The organism is Spirosoma pulveris (genome assembly GCF_054781875.1).
The window spans coordinates 940747-967104 of sequence record NZ_BAAGTO010000001.1 but is presented as its reverse complement, the minus strand read 5'-3'; the positions used below and the strand labels follow the sequence as shown (position 1 = coordinate 967104).

Annotated in this window: 21 protein-coding genes; 9 read left to right on the top strand and 12 right to left on the bottom strand. The window is 51.7% G+C overall.

Going from position 1 to position 26358, the window contains the following annotated elements; genetic code table 11:
* Positions 1-65: 65 nt before the first annotated feature.
* The gene (kynU, locus tag ACYVJM_RS03905) at positions 66-1328 is read left to right on the top strand and encodes a kynureninase (protein ID WP_461146893.1); all 1263 of its coding nucleotides are present in this window, start codon (positions 66-68) and stop codon (positions 1326-1328) included.
* A gap of 82 nt (positions 1329-1410) precedes the next feature.
* Here the strand turns inward: kynU and queG are convergent, their stop codons facing one another.
* A complete protein-coding gene (gene queG, locus ACYVJM_RS03900) occupies positions 1411-2337 on the bottom strand; it encodes a tRNA epoxyqueuosine(34) reductase QueG (protein WP_461146892.1) in 927 nt (308 codons plus the stop codon).
* Between the two features lie 244 nt (positions 2338-2581).
* On the opposite strand from queG, the gene ACYVJM_RS03895 reads away from it, so the two are divergent.
* The 8 genes from ACYVJM_RS03895 (at position 2582) to ACYVJM_RS03860 (ending at position 11934) form a co-directional block, all read left to right on the top strand.
* On the top strand, positions 2582-3202 hold the full coding sequence (locus ACYVJM_RS03895) for a nucleotide exchange factor GrpE (protein ID WP_461146891.1): 621 nt from the start codon (positions 2582-2584) through the stop codon (positions 3200-3202).
* A gap of 78 nt (positions 3203-3280) precedes the next feature.
* Positions 3281-4447, top strand: coding sequence for a molecular chaperone DnaJ (dnaJ, locus tag ACYVJM_RS03890; RefSeq protein ID WP_461146890.1), 1167 nt, complete (start codon positions 3281-3283; stop codon positions 4445-4447).
* Between the two features lie 460 nt (positions 4448-4907).
* Positions 4908-6233, top strand: a complete 1326-nt coding sequence (locus ACYVJM_RS03885) for an inositol-3-phosphate synthase (RefSeq protein ID WP_461146889.1) — start codon at positions 4908-4910, stop codon at positions 6231-6233.
* 3 nt (positions 6234-6236) lie between these two features.
* Positions 6237-6728 carry a phosphatidylglycerophosphatase A family protein gene (locus ACYVJM_RS03880; RefSeq protein ID WP_461146888.1) on the top strand — a complete coding sequence of 164 codons (492 nt, stop codon included), beginning with the start codon at positions 6237-6239 and terminating at the stop codon, positions 6726-6728.
* 4 nt (positions 6729-6732) lie between these two features.
* On the top strand, positions 6733-7110 hold the full coding sequence (locus tag ACYVJM_RS03875) for a GtrA family protein (RefSeq protein WP_461146887.1): 378 nt from the start codon (positions 6733-6735) through the stop codon (positions 7108-7110).
* Positions 7107-9674, top strand: coding sequence for a DUF5686 and carboxypeptidase-like regulatory domain-containing protein (locus ACYVJM_RS03870; protein ID WP_461146886.1), 2568 nt, complete (start codon positions 7107-7109; stop codon positions 9672-9674). Before ACYVJM_RS03875 ends, ACYVJM_RS03870 begins: the two co-directional genes overlap by 4 nt.
* A 12-nt stretch (positions 9675-9686) precedes the next feature.
* Positions 9687-10973, top strand: a complete 1287-nt coding sequence (locus ACYVJM_RS03865; RefSeq protein WP_461146885.1) for a DUF4833 domain-containing protein — start codon at positions 9687-9689, stop codon at positions 10971-10973.
* 25 nt (positions 10974-10998) lie between these two features.
* Positions 10999-11934: a phosphatase PAP2 family protein gene (locus tag ACYVJM_RS03860; RefSeq protein WP_461146884.1), complete on the top strand. Its 936-nt coding sequence runs from the start codon at positions 10999-11001 to the stop codon at positions 11932-11934.
* Between the two features lie 203 nt (positions 11935-12137).
* Here the strand turns inward: ACYVJM_RS03860 and ACYVJM_RS03855 are convergent, their stop codons facing one another.
* The 11 genes from ACYVJM_RS03855 to pcaH all read right to left on the bottom strand — a co-directional run bounded on the left by ACYVJM_RS03855 (position 12138) and on the right by pcaH (position 26296).
* Positions 12138-15092, bottom strand: a complete 2955-nt coding sequence (locus tag ACYVJM_RS03855) for a glycosyltransferase family 117 protein (RefSeq protein WP_461146883.1) — start codon at positions 15090-15092, stop codon at positions 12138-12140.
* Positions 15093-15235: 143 nt separating this feature from the next.
* Positions 15236-16792 (bottom strand): carboxylesterase/lipase family protein, encoded by a 1557-nt coding sequence (locus tag ACYVJM_RS03850; RefSeq protein WP_461146882.1) that lies wholly within the window; start codon positions 16790-16792, stop codon positions 15236-15238.
* Positions 16793-16800: 8 nt separating this feature from the next.
* The gene (locus ACYVJM_RS03845) at positions 16801-17688 is read right to left on the bottom strand and encodes an alpha/beta hydrolase (RefSeq protein ID WP_461146881.1); all 888 of its coding nucleotides are present in this window, start codon (positions 17686-17688) and stop codon (positions 16801-16803) included.
* Positions 17689-17754: 66 nt separating this feature from the next.
* Positions 17755-18660 (bottom strand): alpha/beta fold hydrolase, encoded by a 906-nt coding sequence (locus ACYVJM_RS03840; RefSeq protein WP_461146880.1) that lies wholly within the window; start codon positions 18658-18660, stop codon positions 17755-17757.
* Between the two features lie 73 nt (positions 18661-18733).
* Complete coding sequence (gene pcaF, locus ACYVJM_RS03835; RefSeq protein ID WP_461146879.1) at positions 18734-19942, bottom strand: 3-oxoadipyl-CoA thiolase; 1209 nt, start codon at positions 19940-19942, stop codon at positions 18734-18736.
* Positions 19943-19987: 45 nt separating this feature from the next.
* Positions 19988-21343 (bottom strand): 3-oxoacid CoA-transferase, encoded by a 1356-nt coding sequence (locus tag ACYVJM_RS03830; protein ID WP_461146878.1) that lies wholly within the window; start codon positions 21341-21343, stop codon positions 19988-19990.
* Positions 21340-22557, bottom strand: coding sequence for a 4-hydroxybenzoate 3-monooxygenase (locus ACYVJM_RS03825; RefSeq protein ID WP_461146877.1), 1218 nt, complete (start codon positions 22555-22557; stop codon positions 21340-21342). The genes ACYVJM_RS03830 and ACYVJM_RS03825 overlap by 4 nt, the downstream gene beginning before the upstream one ends.
* On the bottom strand, positions 22554-23675 hold the full coding sequence (pcaDC, locus tag ACYVJM_RS03820) for a bifunctional 3-oxoadipate enol-lactonase/4-carboxymuconolactone decarboxylase PcaDC (protein WP_461146876.1): 1122 nt from the start codon (positions 23673-23675) through the stop codon (positions 22554-22556). Before pcaDC ends, ACYVJM_RS03825 begins: the two co-directional genes overlap by 4 nt.
* Positions 23676-23723: 48 nt before the next feature.
* A complete protein-coding gene (gene pcaB, locus ACYVJM_RS03815; RefSeq protein ID WP_461146875.1) occupies positions 23724-25040 on the bottom strand; it encodes a 3-carboxy-cis,cis-muconate cycloisomerase in 1317 nt (438 codons plus the stop codon).
* Positions 25041-25055: 15 nt separating this feature from the next.
* The gene (locus tag ACYVJM_RS03810; RefSeq protein WP_461146874.1) at positions 25056-25577 is read right to left on the bottom strand and encodes a peptidase associated/transthyretin-like domain-containing protein; all 522 of its coding nucleotides are present in this window, start codon (positions 25575-25577) and stop codon (positions 25056-25058) included.
* A gap of 11 nt (positions 25578-25588) precedes the next feature.
* Positions 25589-26296: a protocatechuate 3,4-dioxygenase subunit beta gene (gene pcaH / locus ACYVJM_RS03805; RefSeq protein WP_461146873.1), complete on the bottom strand. Its 708-nt coding sequence runs from the start codon at positions 26294-26296 to the stop codon at positions 25589-25591.
* Positions 26297-26358: the final 62 nt, after the last annotated feature.

Sequence of the window (26358 nt, the reverse complement as noted above, 5' to 3'; positions counted from 1 at the left end):
AGATAATGAGACGAGATTTGTGAATCTTTGTCATCAGGTTTACCTATCCGTTAGATTTGCATCACATGACATACGAAAATTCACTCGCTTTCGCACAAGGACTCGATCAGTCTGACCCGCTCAGATCGTTTCGGGATCGTTTCCATATACCCCGGCATAACGACCGGGAGGCAATTTACCTTTGCGGAAATTCGCTGGGGCTGCAACCTAAAACCGCTCGGGCGGCTGTTGAACAGGAGCTGTCTATCTGGCAAAATCTGGGTGTTGAAGGCTGGTTTGAAGTGCCCGAAGGAACGGACCAGCCCTGGTTGCGCTACCATGACACCTGCAAGAAGGCGCTGGGGGAAATCGTTGGGGCAACACCGGCCGAAGTCTGTCCAATGAACGCCCTAACAGTCAATCTGCATTTGCTTTTGGCGTCGTTTTACAGACCCACGGCGAACAAGTATAAGATTCTAACGATCAAGGGCGATTTTCCATCGGACCAATACGCACTCGAAACGCATGTGAAACAACATGGCTTACAGCCATCAGAAGTCATCATCGAAATTGCTCCGCACCCCGACGATCTGCTGATTCATACAACGGATATCCAGAACGCCATTGCCGAACATGCCGATTCGCTGGCCGTGATCTGGATGAGCGGACTTAATTACTATACCGGTCAGGTGTACAACATGGCCGCTATCGCCGAAACTGCCAGACAACATTGCATCCCGGTTGGCTTCGATCTGGCCCACGCCATTGGGAATGTGCCGTTGCGGCTGCACGACTGGGGTGTCGATTTCGCCACCTGGTGCTCCTACAAATACCTGAACGGTGGACCCGGTGCTGTATCGGGCGTATTTGTACACGAGAAGCATCATGAGCAAAACTTGCCCAGACTGGCGGGCTGGTGGGGCTACCGGGAAGATCGTCGGTTCGAAATGACCCCCGGTTTTCTTCCCGCACCGGGTGCCGATGGCTGGCAGATCAGTACGCCCAATATACTGGCGTTATCGCTGCATCGGGCGGCTATTTCCATTACCGCCGAGGCCGGTGTCGTTGCGCTCAGGCAAAAAAGTGAAAAACTGACGGGCTACCTGGAGTACATCCTCAGCCCATTCACGGACATTCAATTGCTAACACCTGACGATCCCAACCAGCGCGGCTGTCAACTGTCGCTGTTAGTGCGCAAAAGGGGAAAAGAATTATTTACCTACCTGACCGAACAGGGCATCATCGGCGATTGGCGCGAACCGGATTGTATCCGGCTGGCTCCAACCCCATTGTACAACACCTTCGAAGAGGTCTGGCGCGTAGGGGAGGCATTAAAAGGTTTTGTATAGCCTTGTATTGCCACATCGGCGGCCCGGTCGGTCCAGTCTACTAACAACCTGTACACCGGGCCGCCGATGCCGCACATATAGGCTACAAGAAACCAATATTCCGTTTCAACCCGTCCAGCTTTGTCCGTTTAACCGCCGATCGCCGGAAAATTTCCCGGAAAACATCTTCCGTGATTTCTTCCCAATCGGCCTTGGTGAAGGCTGCTAAATCGGGATGCGGATCAAAAGCGGGAGTCTGGTGCGGTCGGGCGAAGCGGTTCCAGGGACAAACGTCCTGACAGATATCACAGCCGAAAATCCAGTTGTTAAACTGCCCCTTTACCTCGGCAGGAATGGCCTCTTTTAACTCAATGGTAAAATACGAAATGCACTTGCTGCCGTCGACGACGTACGGCCCAACAATGGCATCTGTCGGGCAGGCATCGATGCAGCGGGTGCAGGTACCACAATAGTCGGTAATAGGTCCATCGGGTTCCAGTTCGAGGTCGAGGATAAGTTCGCCGATAAAGAAAAACGATCCGATCTCCCGATTGATCAGATTGGTATGTTTCCCAACCCAGCCAAGACCAGCGCGTTTGGCCCAGGCCTTATCCATAACCGGTGCCGAATCGACAAACGCCCGGCCCCCCACTTCGCCAATTTCGTCGTGGATGTAGGTCAGCAAATCTTTCAGCTTGTCTTTGATGACGAAGTGATAATCGGTTCCGTAAGCGTATTTGGATAGCTTCAGGTCGTCATCGCCTTCGGGCAATTTCTGCTCGGGGTAATAATTGAGCAGCACCGTTATCACCGATTTGGCATCATCGACCAGCAAACGCGGATCGAGCCGTTTGTCGAAGTGATTGGCCATGTAATTCATCTGGCCGTGCATCCCATTCTTGAGCCAGGTTTCCAGTCGCGGGGCCTCCTCTTCCAGAAAATCGGCTTTGGCCACACCACAAAAATCAAAACCCAGCTCAGCGGCCTTTGCTTTAATCAGTTTTGAATAGTGATGTGCGGGTGCGTGCATACAAATAGAATCTGTTAGTCAGTCAATGCCTAGTTGCCTTTACAATCGTATCGTATTGGCAAACCAATAGCGCGACGAGTGGAAAACAGGGACGAGCCGAATATAAATCCTGCAAATCCGAAAAATCCAGATAAGGAGCTTGTATGGTTTTAGGGATGTGTCAAGTTGTCATGAAATGCGGTTTTGGTCGGTCTTTTGACCATCTTTGCTTATGAATTTCTGGAAGAGAAATAGAAGCTCAGTAATGGAAAATAAAGACATTTTGGATGAACAGGCATCCGGCGATTCGCAACAACCTGACAACCTGACAACTGAAAACGTGACAGAGGAAGAAGCCGTGACGGTAAATGGTGGTGAACCAGCCGAAAATGAGGCAGTTCCGTCGTCAGAAGAATTTGCGGCTGAAACGGCAACGGCCGACCGCGACAAAGTCGGCAGTGAACTGGCCGAACTGAAAGATAAATATCTCCGTTTATACGCTGATTTCGAAAATTTTCGTCGTCGTACGGCCAAGGAAAAGCTTGACCTGATCAGCAACGCAAACGAAGGCGTATTGAAGGCACTGATTCCGGTTGTCGACGATTTCGAGCGGGCGATGCAATCCATCGAAAGCACCAATGACGTAGCTGCTCTGAAAGAAGGCGTGTCATTGATATACAATAAATTGTTTAAAACCCTGGAAGGCAAAGGCCTGAAGCCAATGGTATCGAAAGGGGAGACCTTCAACGCCGATCTGCACGAGTCCGTTACCCAGTTTCCGGCACCCAGCGATGACCTCAAAGGCAAAGTGATTGACGAAATAGAAAAAGGATACTACCTGAATGACAAAGTTATTCGGTTTGCAAAAGTGATTGTAGGAAGCTAAATAATGTATGATGTATGCTATAGGATGTATGCCCGGTTGTGTCATACATCCTATAGCATGCATCATGCATCACTATACATGGCAACGAAGCGCGACTATTACGAAATATTGGGCGTTGACAAGAACGTCTCGGCGGAGGATCTCAAGAAAGCCTATCGGAAGATGGCGATCAAATACCACCCCGACAAAAATCCGGATGACCCTACTGCCGAAGAAAAGTTCAAGGAAGCGGCCGAGGCATATGACGTCCTGAACGACCCACAGAAAAAAGCCCGGTATGACCAGTTCGGCCATGCGGGTATGAGTGGCGCTGCCGGGGGCGGATACGGTGCCGGTGGCCCAACGATGGAAGATATATTCAGCCAGTTTGGCGACGTCTTCGGCGACGATTCTCCTTTTGGCAGTTTCTTCCGGGGTGCTCAGGGTGGGGGCGGTGGTCGCCAGCGCGTTCGGCGCGGTTCTGACCTGCGTATCAAACTGAAGCTGAATTTGCAGGAAGTTGCCAACGGTGTTGAGAAGAAAATCAAAGTAAAACGGCATGTAACCTGCACTACCTGCGGGGGCAACGGGTCCAAAAATGGAACCGCTGTTCAGACATGCTCCACCTGTAGCGGAACCGGGCAGACGCGTAAAGTCGTAAATACGATGCTCGGGCAGATGGTCTCGACCAGCACCTGCCCAACTTGTAATGGCGAGGGCAAGATCGTGACCGACCGCTGCGATGCCTGCTTTGGCGAAGGTCGTGTGTTGCAGGAAGATGTTATCCCGATCAAAATTCCGGCTGGTGTTGCCGAAGGTATTCAGCTATCGGTAGGCGGAAAAGGCAACGTTCCCCCACGGGGCGGTGTAGCAGGCGATCTGCTCATCGTTATTGAAGAGGAGGAAGATGCTGATTTGAAACGGGACGGCAATAATGTCGTTTTCGACCTATACATCAACTTCGTGGATGCCGCCATTGGTACCAGCGTTGAAGTGCCAACCATTGATGGGAAAGCACGAATCACCTTGGAACCGGGTACGCAAAGTGGTAAAATATTGCGCTTGAAGGGGAAAGGAATTAAGGAACTCAATGGCTACGGACGTGGCGACGAACTCGTTCATGTAAACGTCTGGACACCCAAAATCCTGTCGGCGGAGGAGCGTTCCATTCTGGAAAAACTACGTAATTCTCCCAATTTCCAGCCAAGGCCTAATAAAAACGAAAAAGGATTTTTCGATAAAATGAAAGATTTCTTTCACGGTTGATTGATAAAATACCTCAAAGCAGAAAGCCCCGGTCGTTCCTGATCGGGGCTTTCTGCTTTACAGCTAACTAGTTCTTGATCAGTTTTTTTTGTTAAAACCATTTGGTTTTACCGATCGTTTATGGTGCAAACGCCCTGAGTAAGCCATTAGATAAGTTCAATTCATAAATCCTATAAATCTGGCCAAAGGGTGAACTTTATTCATGTTTATTCAATTGATTTAAACAAACGTTTTAAAGTGCTGTTAAATACATACAGATTAATGTTTTGATATGAGCAAAGCAGCTACACCATAACATAAAATCTTTACCCCTTAGCCATACTTAATGGTATAAAAAAGGGTTTATGTACTAACCAAATCGTGTAAATCTCTGGATCAAGCTCCAAAAAATGTGCGTTTGCTTACTGACTTTTCTGACATAATGGCTTAGGGCACCAGTAAAAACATTAAAACTAACTCAATGAAACAACACACTACAGAACCCGATGGTAGATTGGGCGTCCTGCTTCCAGGGTTGGGAGCCGTGGCAACAACAATGATCGCTGGTGTTGAAGCGATTAAAAAAGGCTTATCACAGCCGGTTGGATCGCTTACTCAGATGGGCACAATCCGGCTGGGGTCGAAAGCCGACAACAACCGGCCAAGAATTAAGGATTTTGTCCCTTTGGCCGATTTGAACGATCTGGTTTTTGGGGGCTGGGATGTCTACTCCGACAACGTATATCAGGCAGCGGTAAACGCCAAAGTGCTGGAGCCGGGCCTGCTGAATGCGGTGCGGGCAGAACTGGAAGCTATTGTGCCTATGAAGGCCGCTTTTGACCGTAATTATGTCAAGAATCTGGATGGTGCACACATCAAAGAAGCCGCTACACGCTATGAATTGGCCCAGGCGCTGATCGATGACATTGAAGAGTTCAAAACCAAAAACGACTGTAGTCGGCTGGTGATGATCTGGTGCGGTTCGACCGAAATCTACATGGAGGAAAGTGCAGTACACTCCAGTCTGGCCAACTTTGAAGAAGGGTTGAGAAATAATGACCCTGCCATTGCCCCCAGCATGTTGTATGCCTATGCTGCCCTCAAATCAGGTGTTCCTTTTGCGAACGGAGCGCCTAACCTGACGGCCGATATACCCGCCCTGATCGAACTGGCTCATCTGACCAATACGCCTATTTGCGGTAAGGATTTTAAAACCGGTCAAACACTAATGAAAACCATCCTGGCACCGGGCTTACAAGCACGGGCATTGGGTGTTACCGGCTGGTTCTCAACCAACATTCTGGGTAATCGTGACGGGCTGGTGCTGGACGATCCGGATAACTTCAAGACCAAAGAAGTATCGAAGCTGAGCGTTCTGGACGAAATTTTCCAGCCTGAGCAGAATCCTGAACTCTACAAAGAGTTGTACCACAAGGTTCGGATCAACTATTATCCCCCTCACGGTGATAATAAAGAAAGCTGGGACAACATCGATATTTTCGGCTGGCTGGGGTATCAGATGCAGATCAAGATCAACTTCCTTTGCCGCGACTCAATTCTGGCCGCGCCTTTAGTGCTGGACCTGGCCCTGTTCATAGATCTGGCTAAACGGGCTGATATGAGTGGTATTCAGGAGTGGCTGTCCTTCTACTTTAAGTCGCCCCAGACGGCTCCCGAACTCGCGCCAGAACACGATATTTTCAGACAGTTGTTCAAACTGGAAAATACCCTTCGTTCCCTGATGGGTGAGGACCTGGTTGCTCATCTGGATCTGGAAGATTACCAGGATTTGGCCCCTGCGGTGTAGATAATGCATAAACTGATAGCCACCGGTCTGGGCATCGGCTACATCCGCAAAGGCGGGGGCACTGTCGCTTCCGTTGCCTGCTGCGGTGTCTGGTACCTGGTCATGTTGAGCGGAGCCCAGCCTGATGCGGCCCAGCCTGATGTGGCCCAGCCCGGTGGTTATATATTTTTAGTATCTGGGTTGATTACCATCGCCTTAACGGCTGTTGGTATCTGGTCGGCTACGGTGGTTGAAGAGGAGTGGGGTAAGGATAGCTATCGGGTTGTTATCGACGAGCTGGCAGGTATGTGTCTGACTTTGCTGTTCATCCCGATAACCGTAAAAAGTCTGCTGGTGGGTCTGTTGCTGTTTCGATTGTTCGACATTGGCAAGCCCCTCGGCATCCGAAAGCTGGAGAAACTGCCCGGTGGCTGGGGCGTTATGCTGGACGATCTATTGGCCGGGCTCTACGCGAATTTGTTGCTGCGGGCTGCTCTGGCATTGAGTATTTTATAAAGTTATGAGAACGTTCTTTAAGGTACAGGCAACCTCGCTGGTCGCTTCGGGATTCGATTTCCTGACGACGGTGGTTTGTGTTAATTGGTTGGGTTGCTGGTACTTAACTGCCAGCGTTATTGGTGCTGTTGGTGGAGGACTGGTTAATTTTGGCATGTCGAAATCATGGACATTTACACAAAGTAATCAACCCGTTAGTCAGCAGTTTGGTCGGTTTGTCCTTGTCTGGCTTGGCAATACAGGCCTTAACGCAGCCGGACTCTTTATGGTCACCCAACTTCTCGATGTTCGGTATCTGGTGGCCAAAACGATGGTAGCCATTTTAATTGGCGTGAGTTACAACTATTTTTTTCAGAAGGACTTTGTCTTCAGCCTGTCATGAGTCAATCGCTCCGCAACGCACTCTGTCAATCCCTCCTTCTGCTGAGCGGATTGCTGTTTTTGAGTAGTTCGATAACATTTGCTCAGACGACAACCGTTACCGGAACCATTATCGACGGGCCAACCAACAAGCCCCTGCCATTCGCCAATATCGTTTTTCCGGGTACAACCATCGGTACAACTACCGATGAGCGGGGCATATATACCTTAACGGCATCCGGTACGTTTACCAAAGTTGTCATCTCATTTATTGGCTATAAGTCGGTCACAAAAACCATTATTCCTGGCACAACTCAGACGGTTACGGTCAAGCTGGAGCCGGATTCGCAATTGCTGAATGAAGTCGTTATCAGGAGTGGAAAACGCGAACGCTACCGAAACAAAAACAATCCGGCCGTCGAGCTGATCCGAAATGTGATCAGTCATAAAGAGAAGAATCAGCTAGGAAGCTACGCCTACGCGTCGTACGAGGAATACGACAAGTTACAGTTTTCGCTCAGTAGCCTCTCGACTAAAATATCAGAACGAAAGATTTTTCAGAAATACCGCTTTCTGCTCAACAATCGCGATACAACCACACTACCCGGTAAATCTCTGCTGCCTGTTTACCTGGAGGAGAAACTATCGGAACACTTCCTCCGCAAAAGCCCAACAACCGACAAAGTCATTGTTAAAGGAAATAAGCGGGTCGACTTTGGGCAGTATTTTGATAGTAACGGCCTGAGCATTTACCTGAATCGGATGTATTCGAAAGTGGATATTTATTCAAATTCGATCTTTCTGATGACCAACCAGTTCCTGAGTCCTATTGCCAACAGCGCCCCAACGTTTTACCAGTATTATCTGGCCGATACGCTGGTGGTTGGCAAGACGAAGCTTGTGGGGCTGAACTTCGTACCCCGCAACGCAACGGATATGCTGTTTGAGGGGAAAATGTACGTAACGCTGGATAGTAACTTTGCCGTGCAGAAGATCAACCTGTCCGTCAATCCCCGGATTAACTTAAACTGGGTTCGGGATCTGCAGATTCGGTTACAGTTTGAACAGCATACGGATGGGCGTTATTTTCTGAGCAAAAGCGATCTGCTGGCCGACTTTGGCGTCAACAAAACCAAAGGGGGCGGGATTTTCGGTCAGCGCACGCTTTCCTATCGAAATTATAAGACCGACGAACCACAACCTGCTGCATTCTACAGTGGTCAGCCGCAGGTAGTCGAAGCCGCAGCCGCCAGCCAGCCCGACGAGTTCTGGAACGCGAACCGACACGACTCCTTGTCCGCGGCCGAATCGAAGGTGTATACCAACATCGACAGTCTGAAACGAATGCCCTCCTTCCGGCGGACGATGGAGGCCCTCACGTTCGTGTTTGCCGGATACAAATCTTTCGGCCCGTTTGAGGTTGGACCAGCCAATACGTTCTACAGTTTCAACCCAATCGAAGGCTTCCGGTTACGGGTTGGCGGGCGAACCACGCCGGAGCTGAGCAAACGGTACTATGCGGAAACCTACGCGGCTTATGGGTTTAGGGACCAGCGATGGAAGTACTTTCTGAGTGGAACCTATTCCATTAATAATAAGTCGATTTACCAGTTTCCGCAGAATTACATCCGGGCTAGTTTCCAGCGTGATACCAAAATTCCGGGTCAGGAGCTTCAGTTTGTTCAGGAAGATAATTTCCTGCTGTCATTTAAACGGGGTGTGAATGATAAATGGCTGTATAACGACACCTGGCGAATCGACTATGTCCACGAGTTCGAAAACCATTTTTCCTACAGCATCGGGTTTAAGAACTGGCAGCAGGCACCGGCAGGAAGTCTGGAATTTAAGCGGGTTGGGGATGCAGACAACGCCCCCTCGCCAACACTAACCACCTCCGAGTTTTCGGTAGAAGCCCGCTGGGCTCCGAACGAACAGTTTTTTCAGGGAAAGATCTATCGCGTACCCATCGTTGGCCGTTATCCGGTGTTTACGCTGCGTTATACGGCGGGTATCAAAGGCCTTTTGAATGGCGCTTATAACTACCAGAACTTTACGGGTATAGCCAGCAAACGCTTCTGGCTCTCCCAACTCGGCTATTCTGTGGTGACACTTCAGGGTGGCTATATTTTGGGACAGGTGCCGTTTCCGCTACTTACCATCCACCGGGCCAACCAAACGTACGCGTATCAGTTGAACTCGTACAACCTGATGAATTTTCTGGAATTTGTTAGTGATCACTACGCCAGCATGAGTATCGATCATTCGTTTAATGGATTCTTCTTTAACAAGATTCCGTTATTTAAACGGTTAAAATGGCGGGAGGCCGTCTCGTTCAAAGCACTTTATGGGGGCTTACGAAGCGAGAATGACCCGCGACTAAATCCGTCGCTCTACCAGTTTCCCGTCGATGCCCAGGGTGTTCCCTATACGTACACACTCAATAGCACCCCTTATCTGGAAGCCAGTGCGGGGGTAGCGAATGTGCTGAAATTCTTCCGGATCGACCTGGTTCGACGGCTCAATTATTTAGATAATCCCAACGTGTCGGCTTGGGGCATCCGGGCTCGGGCAACGCTTGATTTTTAATCCATTCCAACTATGCAGCAGGCACTTCCACTTCGAACCAAACTTCAACTGGGTATCTATACCCTTATCAACCCGTTTGTCCGGCTGTTGATCCGCCTGGGATTAACGCCTAACATGGTAACGACCATCGGATTGGTGCTGAACATCGGCGTGGCCCTGATCTTTATCGATGGGGCTGAGCAGGGTAACCGGGGCGATTTTAGCTACATAGGCTGGGCGGGGGCGCTGGTGCTGTTTGCCGGACTTTTCGATATGCTGGATGGGCAGGTGGCCCGGTTGGGCAAGATGAGTTCGCTCTACGGTGCCCTCTTCGATTCGGTGCTGGATCGCTACAGTGAGCTGATTCTTTTCTTGGGCATTTGTTACTACCTGATTGCCCACCATTATTTTTTCAGCTCGCTGTTTGCCTTCATCGCGTTGATTGGCTCCATGATGGTGAGTTACACCCGTGCCCGCGCCGAGGGCCTGGGCATTGAATGCAAGGGAGGCCTGATGCAACGACCCGAACGGGTCATTACCATTGGTGTGTCGGCACTGGCATGCGGCTGTTTTGCTCCGTTGCTGGGTCCAGATTATAAACTGTACATCCCCGGTATTCCGGTGCACGTCTTTGAAACCATGTCTATCTTTACTCTGCCGCTCATGGTTATGGCCATTATGACCAACATTACGGCTTTTAATCGACTGACTGATTCGAAAAAGGCATTGGAGGAAAAAGAAAAAACAATGACTCCACCCACGGCACTCATGGTGGCGTTTTTACTGCTCAGCAGCGTGGCTGGTTACTCGATGTCGGCGAAGGAGTCTCCAATGGGAAATACGCAGGACAAAGCAGTGATCGCTTTTCCAACACCCAAAAACATTCCGAATCAGTTATTTTATATCCAGAGGGACCCTAATCCTAATACCATTATCTGCGCCCTGAATCTGAAGAATGGTAAGCTGGACAAGGAAGACCCCGTTCACGTTTTCTGGATTCGTTATACGGAGCAAAGTCAGCAAAAGGAGCTTTCTTACATTCAGCGGACATTTGCCTATGGCGTTAAAGCGCGGCCGATGCGGAACGAAGAGTATGAACTGAGTTTTGTCTCCTACAAAAAGTTACCCCTTCATCTGGCTAAATCGGGCACCAACGACTATTATGTGTACGCCAATGTAAACCAGAAAAAAGTGATTTTAAAGCGGATTTATCTCCGGATCGAAGGAGGCACCATGTGGATGCCCAACGTAAAGTACATTCAGTTGGAAGGGACAAATGCGCTGACGGGAGAGTCTACCGTAGAGCGAATCATGGTCTAGCGTTCCCTGTACCACGGTTCTTTTTATGCATCAACAGCCCGACATTACGCGTCCCACTACGCTTAGCCGAATTCTGCCGCTAAGTCTGGCATCACTTGGGTATCTGTTGCTTTCTTATCAGCTTGTTGGATTCAAGTCGGATCAACTCGTCCTCATCGGGCTGGTGAATGGTTTGTATTATGCGTCCGAACAGAGCCGTAAGTTTGTCATCGGCTTTTCAATCTTCATCGTGTACTGGATCGTTTTCGATTACATGAAAGCGTTTCCCAATTATGCGTACAACCCGGTACATATCGAATCCCTTTATTCGCTGGAAAAGGAACTGTTCGGCATTCCCTACGGGCAATCGCTCTTAACACCTAACGAGTTCTGGCTGGCGCACCGAATGGATTCGCTCGACATTGTAACCGGCCTTTTTTACCTTACCTGGGTGCCGATTCCCCTGGCCTTTGCTACGTTTCTTTTCTTTACCAACCGACCTCAGTTTTTCCCTTTCGCGCTGACTTTCGTATTGGTCAATCTGATAGGCTTTATCATCTACTACATCTATCCGGCGGCTCCGCCCTGGTATGTGCAGCAGTATGGGTTTACGTTTCACCCGCACACCCCAGGCAACACAGCTGGCCTGGCTCACTTCGATCAGCTTCTGGGTGTTTCGGTATTTAGCTCCATTTACGCCAAAAGTTCCAATGTGTTTGCCGCCATGCCTTCGCTGCATTCATCGTACCCGGTCATTGTCCTGTATTACGGACTCAGGAACCGATTAGGCATCATAAACGGGTTCTTTGCTATTATTATGGCGGGCATCTGGTTCTCTGCCGTGTACACCAGCCACCACTATGTACTCGATGTGCTGGCCGGAGTTACCTGCGCCTTAACGGGTATCACGCTTTTCAATCTATTAAAAAAGACTCGCTGGCTGAAGGCCTTCACACAGCAATTAGTGCGATTAACCGCGTAACGACAGCCCCTTTAAGAGTGGCCTGTTGGCATAGTCTGTGACTATGCCCAACGTACCCCCAACCTATACCGAGGTTGTTGAAGATACTTTCTTCCCGAATTGACCTCTGTGTACGTTACGGCTCTGTGGTTAAAAAATACTGGACAAACTAAAAAAGCCCGAACCACAGCTGTAGTTCGGGCTTTTTGATTAATTGGGTCTTATCAACCAAAAGCGTTGATGTGCTTTTGGAAAATGGCTTCGTATTTGTTGGCGGCTGCCGTTTGCTTAGCTTCCTTACAAGCTTCAACAATCGTTTGCAGAATGTACAAGTCTGAATCAGGGCTGCCAAATCGCCCGTTGCCGCTCTTGGCATAAGTCAGATCCTGGTCGGCGCGGGTGGCCATCACTTCGGCAATTTCGAGCGCCTTTTTGCTATCGCCCACTTCAAACAGGAAGCGTACATAGTTCGACGAAATCTGGTCGTACGGAATCGCTTTGTCCGGAATAACCTTCAGCGAGTAATTAAGTACCTCCAGGGCTTTGTCTTTGCGGCCTTCCCGGATGAACTGATCCGCCAGACGGAAGAAGGCAATGCGGGCCGAAATTACCGGCGGTCCTTTGTAGGTTTCATCATAGTACACATCCGGGTTGTTGAACTCACGCCAGAAAGTTTTCTTCGTCATGTTGGTGTACATGATGTCGGAGTTGACATAGCCATCCGTTGCACCCGGTACGGCCACCGGCATGAGCCGATAAGCATACCCTTCCAACTGCATGTAGTTCTTCAGACTCAGGTAGTTGTCGCTCGCCAGGGTGCTTGAGAAGTAAATCGGACGCTTCCAGTTGTTGGTTGCGATCATATCGAGCATGATCAGGTCAGGCTTGTACAGATCCTTCTTGCCAATGGTCCATTGCAGGGTATCTTTCATCAACGGACGAAGGGCAGCCGGTACAAAGTTCGCTTTGTCTACCGCAGCTTTGTCGATGGGCAGAAACAGCACCGACGAAGGCAGAATGCTCGTCATGTCGCCATTGGTGAGCGGTACCTGAACCGCCGGACTGCTCGTCTTGATGAGGTTGATATATTGCTTGAGGTCGATTCCGTTTTTAACGCCCGGCACTTCGTAGAACGGTACAATGTCGTTCTTGCCCTTGTTAAAGTTGTCGAATTCGAGCGAAATGGGCAGTGCTTCCGACTCATAGGTCTTCCGTTTCATCTGCTGGATGTACCATTCCGTACCCAGTAAACTCAGGTTACACACCCGAACGTCGCGCCGGAACCCTTCTACTTCCTGAACGTACCACAGGGGGAATGTGTCGTTATCGCCACCGGTAAAGAGCACGGCATTGGGCGCGCACGAGTTCAGGAGGTTTTTCGCGAAATCGACCGACTGGTAGCGCTTATCGCGGTTGTGGTTGTCCCAGCTCTTGGCGCCCATCATAACGGGAACCAGCAGACAAACACCAGCCACAACGCCATTGCGGGCTACATCCGATTTTAAGGCACTGCGTAATCCTTCGGCAATCGACATAACGCCCAGACCGAGCCACATGGCGAAGAAGTAGAACGAACCAACGTAGATGTAATCACGCTCGCGAGGCTCCGATGGGGGCGAGTTCAGGAAGACTTGCAGGGCGATACCCGTGAACAAAAACAGTAGCCCAACAATCAGGAAGTCGCGCCGACGGCGGAAGTACTGGAATGTGATACCAAACAGGCCCAGAATGAACGGTAACATGTAGAAGTTATCGCGCGCTTTATTGGTCTTCAATAAATCCGGTGCACCCTGATCCGTTGACCAGGGGAGGAGGTAACCCGCGCCTTCTTCGTCGCTCTCCCGTCCGGCAAAGTTCCACATCAGGTAACGCCACCACATGTGTCCTAGCTGGTAGTTGAACAGAAATTTCAGGTTATCACCCATCGTCGGCTTTTGACCTTCTGCCAGACCGAGCATCTGCCGGTACAGCGCCGGGTGGTTTTGCTGGCTGCTGTAAACGCGGGGAAACAGCATTTCGTCGCCGGGTGCGTAGACGTACTCTGGCTGGTGGTCGAATACCACGTATTTATTGCCTTGTTTTTTCCACATGGCGGCACCTTGCTTCTGGTCGATGGGGCGGGCCGTGAAGACCGGACCGTACAGCAACGACCGACTTCCGTACTGCTCCCGACGCAGATACGACAGGAAGTTCAGTTCATCGCTGGGGTCGTTTTCGTTGATAGGCGGGTTAAAGTCGGCCCGTACCAGCACCTGCATGTACGACGCGTAACCAATCAGCACGAACGCCAGCGCCAGCAGGGAGGTATTCAATACAACCCGCTTCTGCCGGGCCGACCAGATGATGCCGTAGACGATGGCACCCAGGAAGACGACGGTAAAGAAAATAGCGCCCGACGTAAACGGTAGGCCGAGGGTATTCACGAAGAACCGCTCAAAGGCGAAGGCCATGCCCGGCAAGCCGGGAATAATTCCCGAGTTGATAATGCCCAAAATGACCAGGCCAATACCAAACGCCATGGCACCACCCCAGAACGTTGGTTTGGGGTATTTCTTGAAATAGTAAATAAGGGCCAGCGCAGGCAGGGTAACGAGGTTCAATAAGTGGACCCCGATGGAGAGACCCGTCAGGTAAGCGATAAAGATAAGCCAGCGGTTGGCGGCTGCTTCATCTTCGATGCGCTCCCATTTGAAGGCCGCCCAAACGACGATGGCGGTGAAAAACGACGACATGCCGTACACTTCAGCTTCGACCGCCGAAAACCAGAAGGTATCGGAGAAGGTGTAGGCCAGCGCGCCAACGGCACCCGTTCCAATGACCAGCAGCGTATCGGCGGTGGTATAATCGCGTTCTGCTTTACCCAGGAGTTTCTGGGCCAGCATCGTGATGGTCCAGAACAGGAACGCAATGGTAAAAGCACTGGCTAATACCGACGCCATGTTGACCCAGTAGGCTACGCTGGTTAAATCGCCGAACGACATCATGGAAAAAAGTCGTCCCAGCAAAAGGAAAAATGGAGCACCGGGCGGGTGAGGTACCTGGAGTTTAAACGAACACGCAATGAACTCGCCACAGTCCCAGAAACTGGCGGTACGTTCTACGGTCATCGCATAGGTAAAGAGCGCGACGGCGAAAACGAGCCAGCCCGTTAGGGTGTTCAGGCGTTTAAATGATTGCATACAAATGAAGATTAACGAACTGCTTTTGTGTAAGTAGTGGCCAAAAATACGCAAAAAAGCAGCCCGACCGGGTTAGGGCGGGCTGTTAAAGTTTGTTAAGGCTGGTTGAGGTTAATGTTTCTTCAATACTCGACAGGATTTTTTCACTGTTTACTCATCGTCGTCAGCAGAAATTCCAGCGCGGGGCCGTCGGCTAAGGGCCTCGCTTCGGTCTTCGTATCGAACACCAGGATCTGCTTGTCTTTTGTTGAATAAACCGGCCAGTTGGGAAGTCCCTTGCCGTTTGGATTACCAGTTTTGATGAAGTTGACCCAGTAGGCCGACATCTCGCTGGCCAGTCTTGTGTCGGCTGGTTCCAGCGGGCGAAGGGTATGGTCTATAAACTTGAGATTGTCGTAGGCATAGGCCAATTCACCCGTGTGAAATGCACCATAGTGGGCGTATTCGCCCGTAGCGGGCACTTTTCGGGAGAAGCGATATACATAGGCTATCTTCCCGTTCTGGCTTTGAATGTTCGCCCATTGGTAGTTCTGTGCACCAAAAATCATATCTCTGGACACCTTTACCTGCGAGGATGCGGCCTCGGCATCGGTTCCGGCCGGATAAAACCGGAGGAAGTTCTCGGCATTGGCTCCGTACTGCTGGTTGATCTGCTTCTGGTAGTCATCGGCCTTTTTGGCGGGACCGAATACCATTCCTTCGTCCTCATTCCAACCGGTCAACAAGCGAACGTCGTTCTGCTTCCCGGCTGCAAAAATGGCCGCAATGGACTGGGGTAATACGTATCCGTCAATAACCAGCCCGCGACCCTGGCCTTTTTTTAGAATTTCGTCGGCAGGTAAAGCGCGTAAGTCTGCCAACGAGGAGGCTCCCATTGCCTGGGCCATCTTCACACCGGCCTGCTCTGCCTCACCAAGCGTTGCTGCCGGGCGAGCGAAATTAGCACCACTTTCGGCTATGGCTTTCGTAAAGAGGCTTTTTGCTACCGGCGAAGCGACCAGAGCGTTTACACTCATGGACCCCGCCGACTGGCCGGCGATAGTTACATTGGAAGGGTCGCCACCAAATTGAGCGATGTTCTGCTTCACCCACTGCAAAGCCGCAATCTGATCCATCAGACCATAATTTCCGGATGCGTTTCGACCCGATTCTTTGGTGAGTTCCGGATGTGAGAAGAAGCCGAATGGCCCGACCCGGTAATTCATACTGACAAAAATGACTCCTTTTTTCGCCGTTGTTTCACCATCATAAATGGGTACTCCGGCACCACCACTGTTGAAGCCCCCGCCATAAATCCATACCAAAACAGGTCTCTTTTCCGTCGCTGATTTTGCTCCTGTCCAGACATTCAAATAGAGACAATCTTCGCTGATCGGTTCTTTGGGAATCAGGAACTCGGCACTCCAGGGGCCAAACGGATTTGGTGTCCCCTGAATCGGGCTCGGCCCGAAAGCGTCACATTTGCGCACGCCTGACCATGGAATGACAGGTTGAGGGGCTTTCCAGCGCCGGTCGCCAACGGGCGGGGCTGCAAACGGAATGCCTCTGAAAATATGTATGTCGCCGGATTTGTTAACCGTGCCGGATACCAGACCGCCGGTAACCTTTACGGCGTCAAACTCGCGGTTGACGGCTGTGAACGATAGAAATCCTGCCACGATGCAGCAAGCCATGACCGATATGGGTGTTCTCTTTTTCATAGCATTAGTTAATGAATCGTCACTTGGTTGGCGGTCAGGATCTTATTGAAAAACAGCATCTGGTAGGGTAGGGCGTTCCCCCAATATTCCCAGGTGTGGGCACCGGGCCGTTCGGTATAATCGTGCGGTGTTTTGTTAGCCACTAATAGGCGGTGTATTTCGCGGTTGGTCTCGATCAGGAAATCATCGACACCGATATCGAAAATCAGGGGCAGGTTGTTGGTTTTGAGCTGGTCGGCCAGGGTAACCATCGTGAAGCCGGGGTAGGGGGCGTCGCCGTCTTTGGGCTGACCCAGCAACTTGGCAAAATTATCGGCGCGGGATTTGGCAAAATCGGCGGGGACTTTCCAGGTGGCGGTGTTGATGTTCATGACACCGCTCATGCTTCCGGCGGCCGCGTACAACTCCGGGTGGCGGCTGGAAATGTACATGGCCCCGTGTCCGCCCATCGACAACCCGGCGATGATACGCCCTTTTTTCTCCCGAACGGTTCGGTACGAATTGTCAATTTTATCAATCAATTCCTTCGAAATAAAGGTTTCGAACTGACTGGTTTTAACGAGCGGGCTGTCGAAATAGTAACTGGTAGGATCGCCGTCCGGGGTGACGATGATAATATTATATTGGTCGGCTAATCGGTGTAACAGCGTTTTGTCCGGTGTTTTGGTGAGCCAGTCTCTAAAGTTGCCCGAGCCCCCGTGGAGGAGGTAGAGTACCGGAAAGGGTTGTTTCGCTTTGCGATATCGTTCCGGCAGAACGACGGCTGCCCGGAGCGTTCGGTTCATACTAGCGCTGGGCACATCGAGCGTGTCCACGCGCGCAGCCAGTGCAGGAAACGACAGAACACAGGCGAGTATCAAAACCTTTACGGTAAGGTATTTTTTGGGAAATTGCATGGTTTTAAGAGGAAACAGAACGGCAATCAAATGAATGATTATTTGTTTGTATGGTGAAGTACGGCTCTACTTCTTTTTACTTGCTTCCCGTTGTTTAGTCAGAAATGCCAGTGCCTGATTGTAATAGGTGTCGATCATAACACCCGGACCATGCCCGCCACCGGGTACAATTACGAGTTGGCTGGTTGCGCCGGTTGCGCGTAGTTTTTCGTACAGCTTCTCGCTCTGGCAATGAGGAACCAGCGGGTCTTTATCGCCATGGAAAATCAGGAACGGTGGGTTACTTTTTCGGACATAACTGATGGGATTAGCCAGTGCCACTTTGTCTTTGTTCTCCTGGATAGGACCACCCACCAGTATCGACTCCGGCGATTTGGCATCGTTATGGGCCATCGTACTACCGCAGGCATCCATGATGAGGAAATCGGTAGGGCCGAACCAGTCGACCACGGCATCGACATGGCTGTCGGCCTGGGTGAATTTTCCCAAAGACCCCTCCATGTCGATGTCCAGTCCGTTCACCTGCGTTTTTTTGATACCATTGGTTGCACCCGCCATGGCTGCCAGATGTCCACCCGACGACCAGCCAGTAACGCTGATGAATGCGTTATCCAGACCAAATTTTGAGGTGTTGGCCCGAATAAATCGAATGGCGGCTTTTACATCCTGAATCTGCGCCGGGAACTGGGCATCCGCACTGGACCGGTAATTAATACTCACAACGGCAAATCCCTTGCCCAGCAACCGTTGGCCTATTCCCGCTTCATTGAACGTATTGGCCTTCCAGGAATTAGCCCGCCAGGCGCTTCCGTAAATACAAATGACCACCGGAAATGGCGCACTGCCCGTCTTGGGCAAATGGATATCCAGTTTGTGACCGATGAGACCATCGCCAACATAATCGAGATCCAGCCAATATCTGGACGACTCAATTGCCAGCTTTTCAACATCTACTTCCTGATTTTGCGCCATTGAACAAATTGATAATAAGATAAATACTAGGGTGAGTACGTGTTTCATGTCAAATTATAAGGTTGTTGGTGGCCTAAACCCGTTCAATGACTACGGCATAGCCCATACCGACTCCAACACACATGGTAGCTAGGGCGTAGCGTTTGTTCTGCTTCGTCAGTTCCAGCGCGGCCGTTTGCACCAGACGCGTACCCGACATGCCCAGCGGATGCCCCAGGGCAATAGCGCCACCATTTGGATTGATACGCGGGTCGTTATCGGCCAGTCCCAAGGCCCGGATACAGGCCAGCGACTGAGCAGCAAAGGCTTCGTTTAACTCGATTACGTCGATGTCAGCCAGCGTCAGCCCCGCTTTTTGCAATGCCTTTTGGGTGGCCGGAACGGGACCAATACCCATAATGCGCGGCTCAACACCCACTACTGCCGAGGTTACAATGCGGGCTTTAGGCGTCAGATCATAGCGTTTGACGGCTTCGTTGGAGGCTATGAACATGGCGGCTGCTCCATCGTTCAGCCCGGCAGCGTTACCTGCCGTTACAGTACCGCCCTCTTTCCTGAAGGCTGGTTTCAGCTTCGCCAGCACATCGAGAGAGGTCTGCGGTTTGACAAACTCATCGGTATTGAAAACCGTAGCGGGTCCTTTCTTCGCCGGGATTTCGACGCCTATAATCTCTTCCGCCAATCGGCCCGACTGCTGCGCTTGTGCCGCTTTCTGCTGGGAGTTGTAGGCAAACAAATCCTGGTCTTCGCGGCTGATACTGTAGATCTCGACCAGGTTTTCGGCCGTTACGCCCATAGCATCGGTGCCATACATTGCTTGCATCTTAGGGTTTATGAACCGCCATCCAAAGCTGGAATCGAACATCTGGGCGTCGTTACCGAAGGGCTTCGACGTTTTGGAAATTACCCACGGGCCGCGGGTCATGTGCTCCATGCCGCCCGCAATAAATACGTCGCCATCCCCGGCTTTAATGGCCCGGTTGGCATGAATGACTGCCGACATACCCGACGAGCAAAGCCGGTTCACCGTTTCGCCGGGTACTGTGTAAGGGATACCAGCCAGCAGCAGCGCCATGCGGGCGACGTTGCGGTTATCTTCCCCCGCCTGGTTGTGGCAACCCAGTATTACATCGTCAATGGCATCGGCGGGTATGTTTGGGTTCCGGGAAAGAAGTTCTTTGATCGGTAAAGCCGCCAGATCGTCGGCACGTATGGGCGATAAACTGCCACCAAAACTGCCAATGGGCGTACGGATGGCGTCGATGATGAATGAGTCGGACATGAGTGAAAGGATGAAAGAGCGAAAGCGTGAAAGAGTGTATACGAATCACTCTTTTACGCTTTCGCTCTTTAAAAATTGCGCGCTTGTTTTAGCCTGTACCTCCTCCAGCATGGCGCCGGGCATGAGTTCGAGCAGAGTGAGTTTTCCGTTTGGGTAGCCGAAAACAGCCAGATCGGTGATGACCATGTCGACAACGCCCATGGCGGTGAGGGGCAGGGTGCACTGGGGCACGATCTTGGGTGATCCATCGGGGTTGGTGTGGGTCATGGTGATGATCAATCGCTTGGCGCCTTTGGCCAGATCCATCGCCCCACCGACACCCAGCAGGGGTTTGCCGGGAACGGCCCAGTTCGCCAGATTGGCCGCTTCGTCGGCTTCGAGGCCGCCCATGATCGCCACGTCGATATGTCCGCCCCGTATCATGGCGAAGGAATCGGCGCTATCGAAATAGCTGCTGCCTTTGAGGGCGGTTACCGGAATTTTACCGGCATTGACCGGGTAATCCATTGCGCCACCGCCATCGGCCGGTACCGGACCAACACCCAGCATGCCGTTTTCAGTATGCAGAATGATGCCCTGCTCTTCCGTAATCAGATCGGCTACGAGCGTGGGGATGCCGATGCCCAGATTAACAACGTCACCTTTCTTCAGTTCGGCCAAAGCCCGGCGCGCCATATTCATACGGGACTCGTCCACTTTTTTGGACGACGACACCGATGCCGAACTGCCAAGGTCTTCCAGCGTTAAGGTTGCCTGCACCAGGTAATCGACAAAACAGCCGGGCGTATGCACGAATTCAGGAGCGATTTCGCCGACCGGCACAATTTCTTCTACTTCGGCAATGACCAGATCGGCGGCCGTAGCCATCGCTTTATTGAAGTTATTTTCCGTCATCCGGTATTGCAGGTTCCCGGCCGTATCGGCCCGCCATGCCCGAATGAACGCCACATGGCCCCGTATGCTCTTGATAAACACCTGCTCGACCCCGTCGATGACTTTGGTTTCTCGACCCTGAGCCAGCGGTGTGCCCGCCGAGGTTGGCGTATAAAAACCGCCAATACCCGCGCCACCCGCCCGGATGGCTTCGGCCAGAGTTCCTTGTGGGAGCAGTTCGTAATCGACCGTGCCGTTTTGAGCCGCTTTAACGGCATCAGGGTTGGAGGTAAAAAAGGAGCCGATCAGTTTTTTAAGCTGGCCATTTCGCAGCAGACGCCCCCCGCCCAAACCCGTTTCGCCGGTGTTATTACCTACGAAAGTCAGGTTTTTGGTGCCGATTTCGGCCAGCGCGTGCATTAGATGAACGGGGTTTCCGGTCATGCCGAACCCGCCCTGCAAGAGTGTATCGCCGTCTTTAACGAGAAGGGCCGCCTTATGAACGTCTAAAATGGGAACAGTTTTCATGCGTAAGAAAGTACAGATTGAGAGGCTTCTCCGGCTTTTTTGGCGGCCAGACCTACATAGTTTTCAGCAACAACGGTCGAGGCTGTCTGGCTGGTGATGAGTTGATTGAACCGGGATGCCTGCAAATGAGCATCGAAACTGGACTTGTCGGGGCTACGGTGAAGCAGCTCCGTCATGAAGTTGGAAAACTCCTGCACCCGCCACACCCGACGCATACAGCAGGCCGTATAATTCGCCAGCTCGGCTGCACTACCGTTCTGATACCAGGCCAGTAATGCATCGAACAACTGCCCCGTATCGGCGACGGCCATATTCAAGCCTTTTGCACCTGTGGGCGGCACAATATGAGCCGAGTCTCCGGCTAGAAACAGACGGCCGTACTGCATGGGCTCACTCACGAAACTCCGCATGGGTGTGATGGTTTTCTCCAGAATCGGGCCCTCGTGCAGCGTCCAGCCCGGCGTGCCGAGCCGGAGTTGGAGTTCTTTCCAGATGCGTTCATCGGGCCAGTCTTCCAGCGTATCCGCCACATCGCACTGCACGTACAGTCGGGAAATCTCGGGCGAGCGCATGCTGTGTAGCGCAAACCCCCGATCGTGGTAGGCATAGATCAGCTCATGCGTCGAGGGCGGTACTTTCGCCAGAATACCCAGCCAGCAGTAGGGATAAATCTTGTCATAAACGGTGGTTAGCGACTCAGGAATCGTCTTACGGGCAATGCCATGGAAGCCATCACAGCCCGCTATAAAATCGCAGGTAAGGGTGTGGTTTTCCCCTTTGTGCGTGTAATGGATGGCTGGTGCAATACCGTCCAGTCCGTCGATGCGTGTAGCTTCGGCCTCAAACAAAATGGGTTCGCCCGTGTCTAGTCGCAGCTGGATCAGGTCTTTCACGACTTCGGTTTGGGCGTAGATCGTCACGCGGGAGTTACCGGTCAATCCAGCCAGGTCTATGCGGTGCCGCTGGCCATTATAGCTGAGGATAACTCCATCATGCACCAGCCCCTGCTCGTCCAGTCGGGCGGTGGCTCCCGCCTGCCGAAGCCGGTCGACGGTGTTTTGTTCGAGCAAGCCCGCCCGCTGCCGACTTTCGACGCGTTCTCTCGTCCGGTTTTCGAGCACAATGGAGCGAATTCCCTGCTGATGCAGCAGTTGAGCCAGCAAAAGTCCGGCGGGGCCGGCCCCAATGATGCCAACTTGTGTATGGTAGTTCATGGCTGTTGATTCAGGATGTCGCTGGCTGCGTGAAAGGCTTCGTTGGCGGCTGGCAGTCCGCAATACAGGGCTGATTGCATAATAACTTCTTGGATCTCGGCCGCGCTGACGCCATTGTTCAAAGCCGCCCGAACATGCATTTGAAACTCAGCCTTTCGGTTAAGGGCAATCAGCATCGACAGCGTGATCAGGCTACGGTTGTGTTTGGACAGCCCCGGCCGTGTCCAGATTTCCCCCCAGGCGTAGTTGGTGATGAACTGCTGAAAATCGGCAGTAAAGTCAGTGATCTGGCTATTGGCTTTATCGACATGCGCATCGCCCAGCACCGTCCGCCGAACATGCATGCCTTTGTCGAAGGTCGATTCGCCAACCAGGAAGTTGATCAGCACCTGCGCGTATGGTTGGGGCAGTTCGGTACTAGCCAAATGCCGGGCGGGCAGGATTGCCAACTGGGCGTTGGGAATTCGATCGCGCAGAAATTCTGCCTGTTCAACATTGGTTACGGGGTCTTCATCGCCCGTTATGACCAGCGTATCTACCGAAAGCTGACCCAGCTTTTCCCGAAAGTCGGCATCGCGGATGGCCGCGCAACAGGCTGCGTAGCCATCAACCGGTGAACGCAGAAACATGGCTTTTGTATCCGCTACCCGCTCTGGATTTTCCCTTCGAAAACTCTCGGTAAACCAACGTTCCATGGTATCATCGACGATGGCCTGCAAGCCGTGTTCGTTGATGGTAGCAATGCGGCCGTTCCAGCGTTCGTCGTTGCCAATTTTAGCGCCGGTGTTGCTCAGTACCAGTTTTTTGAATCGGTGAGGCTGATGAATGCCCAGCCACTGCCCAATAAGCCCCCCCATCGACAAACCGCAGAAATACGCCTGTTCGATGTTCAGGCTATCCATCAGGTCAATTACATCCTGTCCCAGTAGGTCGATGGTGTAAGGTCCCGATGTGGTCTCGCTGCCGCCATGCCCACGCGTATCATACCGAAGCACCCGGAAGTAAGGCAGTAAAAAGGGTAACAGGTCATCCCACATCATCATCTCAGCACCCAGCGAGTTGGAGAAGATCAGCACCGGGCTGTTGGGGGTTCCCTGCAGTTGATAGTTAATGGACATAGAAAGTAGCGAAAGTGCTAAAGAGTGTTTTCCGTTACCTGAGGCTCTTTAGCGTTGATTATGCTTTTGCAAAATTGAATCAATAATCTCCAGCGTCTGTCCCAGCGAGTTTTCCGGCTGGAAAAGCGCATCGAGGTCGGGCCCCTCAAGGGCTTGGTCACAAAGGACTTCTTTAAGGTGTTTATGCTCTGAAACCGCCACCGCGCACGCCTTTTCGACCAATTCGTGGGCATTGGCTTTGCCCAGTTTAGGGGCCAGCGCCAGCGAAACGGTTTCGGCGTAGATCAGGCCATTGGTCAGTTCGAGATTTTGACGCATCCGCGGCACATCCACTTCCAGATTATCCAGTAACTCAAGACTGCGTTCGACGGCACCGGCGGTCAGTTGCATAATATCGTTTAGCACGTCCCATTCCGAATGCCAGCGTCCGGCCGATCGTTCGTGTTCCTGTGGCATGGCCGACAGCATTGTGGCTACCAGATTCGGCACCCGATTGGCATTGGCTAAAATGGCCGTGGTCGTGACGGGATTGCGTTTGTGCGGCATCGTACTGGAGCCCCCTTTACCAACTGCTTTTCCTTCCAGCACTTCGGCTACTTCGGTCTGCATAAGCAACGTCACATCATTCGCCATCTTGGCCAGGCTTCCCGTGAGAATGCCCATTACGGTGGCAAACTCAACGATTGTATCGCGTTGCGTATGCCAGGAAGCAGAAGGGTGTATGTCCAAAAGATTTGCCACTTCCTGATGCACCAAAGACGGGATCGACGCGTTACGACTCCCCACCGCCCCCGCCAGTTGCAGCACCAAAACCCGCTTTCGGCTCTCGGTCAGCCGTTGTTGACTGCGGCCAAGGCCATCCAGCCATAAGGCCGTTTTCAAGCCGAAAGTAATGGGCTTAGCCTGCTGCAAAAGTGTCCGCCCAATCATGACGGTCTGGCGATGGGCCTGCGTCAGCGTAATAAGCCTGTCTGCCAGCGCCGAAAGTTTGCCGTCCAGCCAGTCGAGTACGCTTTTGATCATCAGCACAGTTGCGGTATCGACCACATCCTGACTCGTAGCGCCCAGATGCACGAATCCAGCCGCTGCTTCATCCTGTTTCCGGACGATGCCCGTTAGCTGTCTGACCAGCGGAATTGCCGCATTCCCACTCTGGGCAATGTCTTTTTTGAGCCGTTCCCAATCCAGCAACTCAACGGTGCAGCAAGCCGCAATCAGCTCGGCTGAGGTCGCTGGGATGAGCCCATTTTTAGCCTGAGCCGTCGCCAATGCCGCTTCAAACCGAAGCATGTGCGCAACGGTAGTTTCTTCCGTCAATAACGATTGCACATCAGAACTATAAAACAGGCTGGAATACAGACTCATGGTTGGGGATATAGGTTATATCTCGAAAAATACGGTTTCCTGTTCACCCTGCATGTATATATCGAACAAATAGCCGGTCGAAGTTTTCTGAGCAATGAGCGTCTGGCGTCGTTCGGCGGGGACTAACGTCAAAACAGGGTCTGTTTCATTGGCGGCTGCTTCGTCAGAAAAATACAGTCGGGTGTAGGAATGAATCGGTTGTCCGCGCATGAAAACGATGACTGACAGATGAGGGGCTTGTCCATCTACAGAACCGGGTTTTAGCGCATGGAAAACAAACCGGTTTTGGGTGTCAGTACCCGTCCCCATCCGACCGAAGAGCTTGTTTTTTGCATCCCAGAGCTCAATCATGGCATCGGGAATAATCACGCCCTCCCCGTCATAGACGTTTCCGGTAATGGTGATGGCGTTCGGCTCATCGAGTGGATTTACCAGCTGATTTTCTACCAGACTTTTGAAATCGTACCCGTATTGCTCCGGCGTCAGGCCGTACGCAAAATAAGGGCCAACGGTTTGTGAAGGTGTTTGTAAAGGCATGGAGTGTATGGTTAGACCGTTTCAAAAGGCGTTGAGTTGTTTCCTCTCAACACAAAATCAAATCGGTAGCCCAGGGCAAAATGGGGTTCTGTAACGCTCAGGTCGAACTGGGAAATCAACAACTCCCGGCCTTTGGGAGGAACGCCCAGAAAAATAGAGTCGTACTGCAACAGCGGGTCGCCGGGGAAGTACATCTGGGTGACTAAACGCGTTGTGATATTCGGCCCGAACAGCGAAAAGTGAATATGATTAGGCCGCCAGGCATTGTAGTGGTTGCCCCACGGATAGGCCCCCGGCTTTATGGTATAGAATCGGTAGTTTCCGTCAGCATCGGTCAGCACACGGCCCGTTCCCAGGAAATTAGGGTCGATGGGTGCGTCATGCTGGTCGATTTTATGCACATATCGACCCGCCGAATTTGCCTGCCAAATCTCGATCAAGGTGTGTGGTATAGGACGCCCGTTCTCGTCTATGACTTTACCATGTACGATGATCCGTTCGCCTAAAGGCTCGCCATTCCGAATGGAGTTTTTTGTCAGATCATGATCGAGCGGACCGACATGAGTTTCACCGAAAACAGGGCCCGTTAGCTCCGAAAGTGACTGTTTAATAACGACCAGCGGCTTTGTTGGCCCCCGCAGTACCGTCGATTTATAGTCAGGCGTTATATAAGCCGGGTGCACCTCCCGGTCGAAGTGATTGTAGATAAGTTCGCTCATGCCGAACGTGTGGCTGGTTAAGGAATTCGTTCAGCAAAGCTATGTTCATGGTTATAAATAAT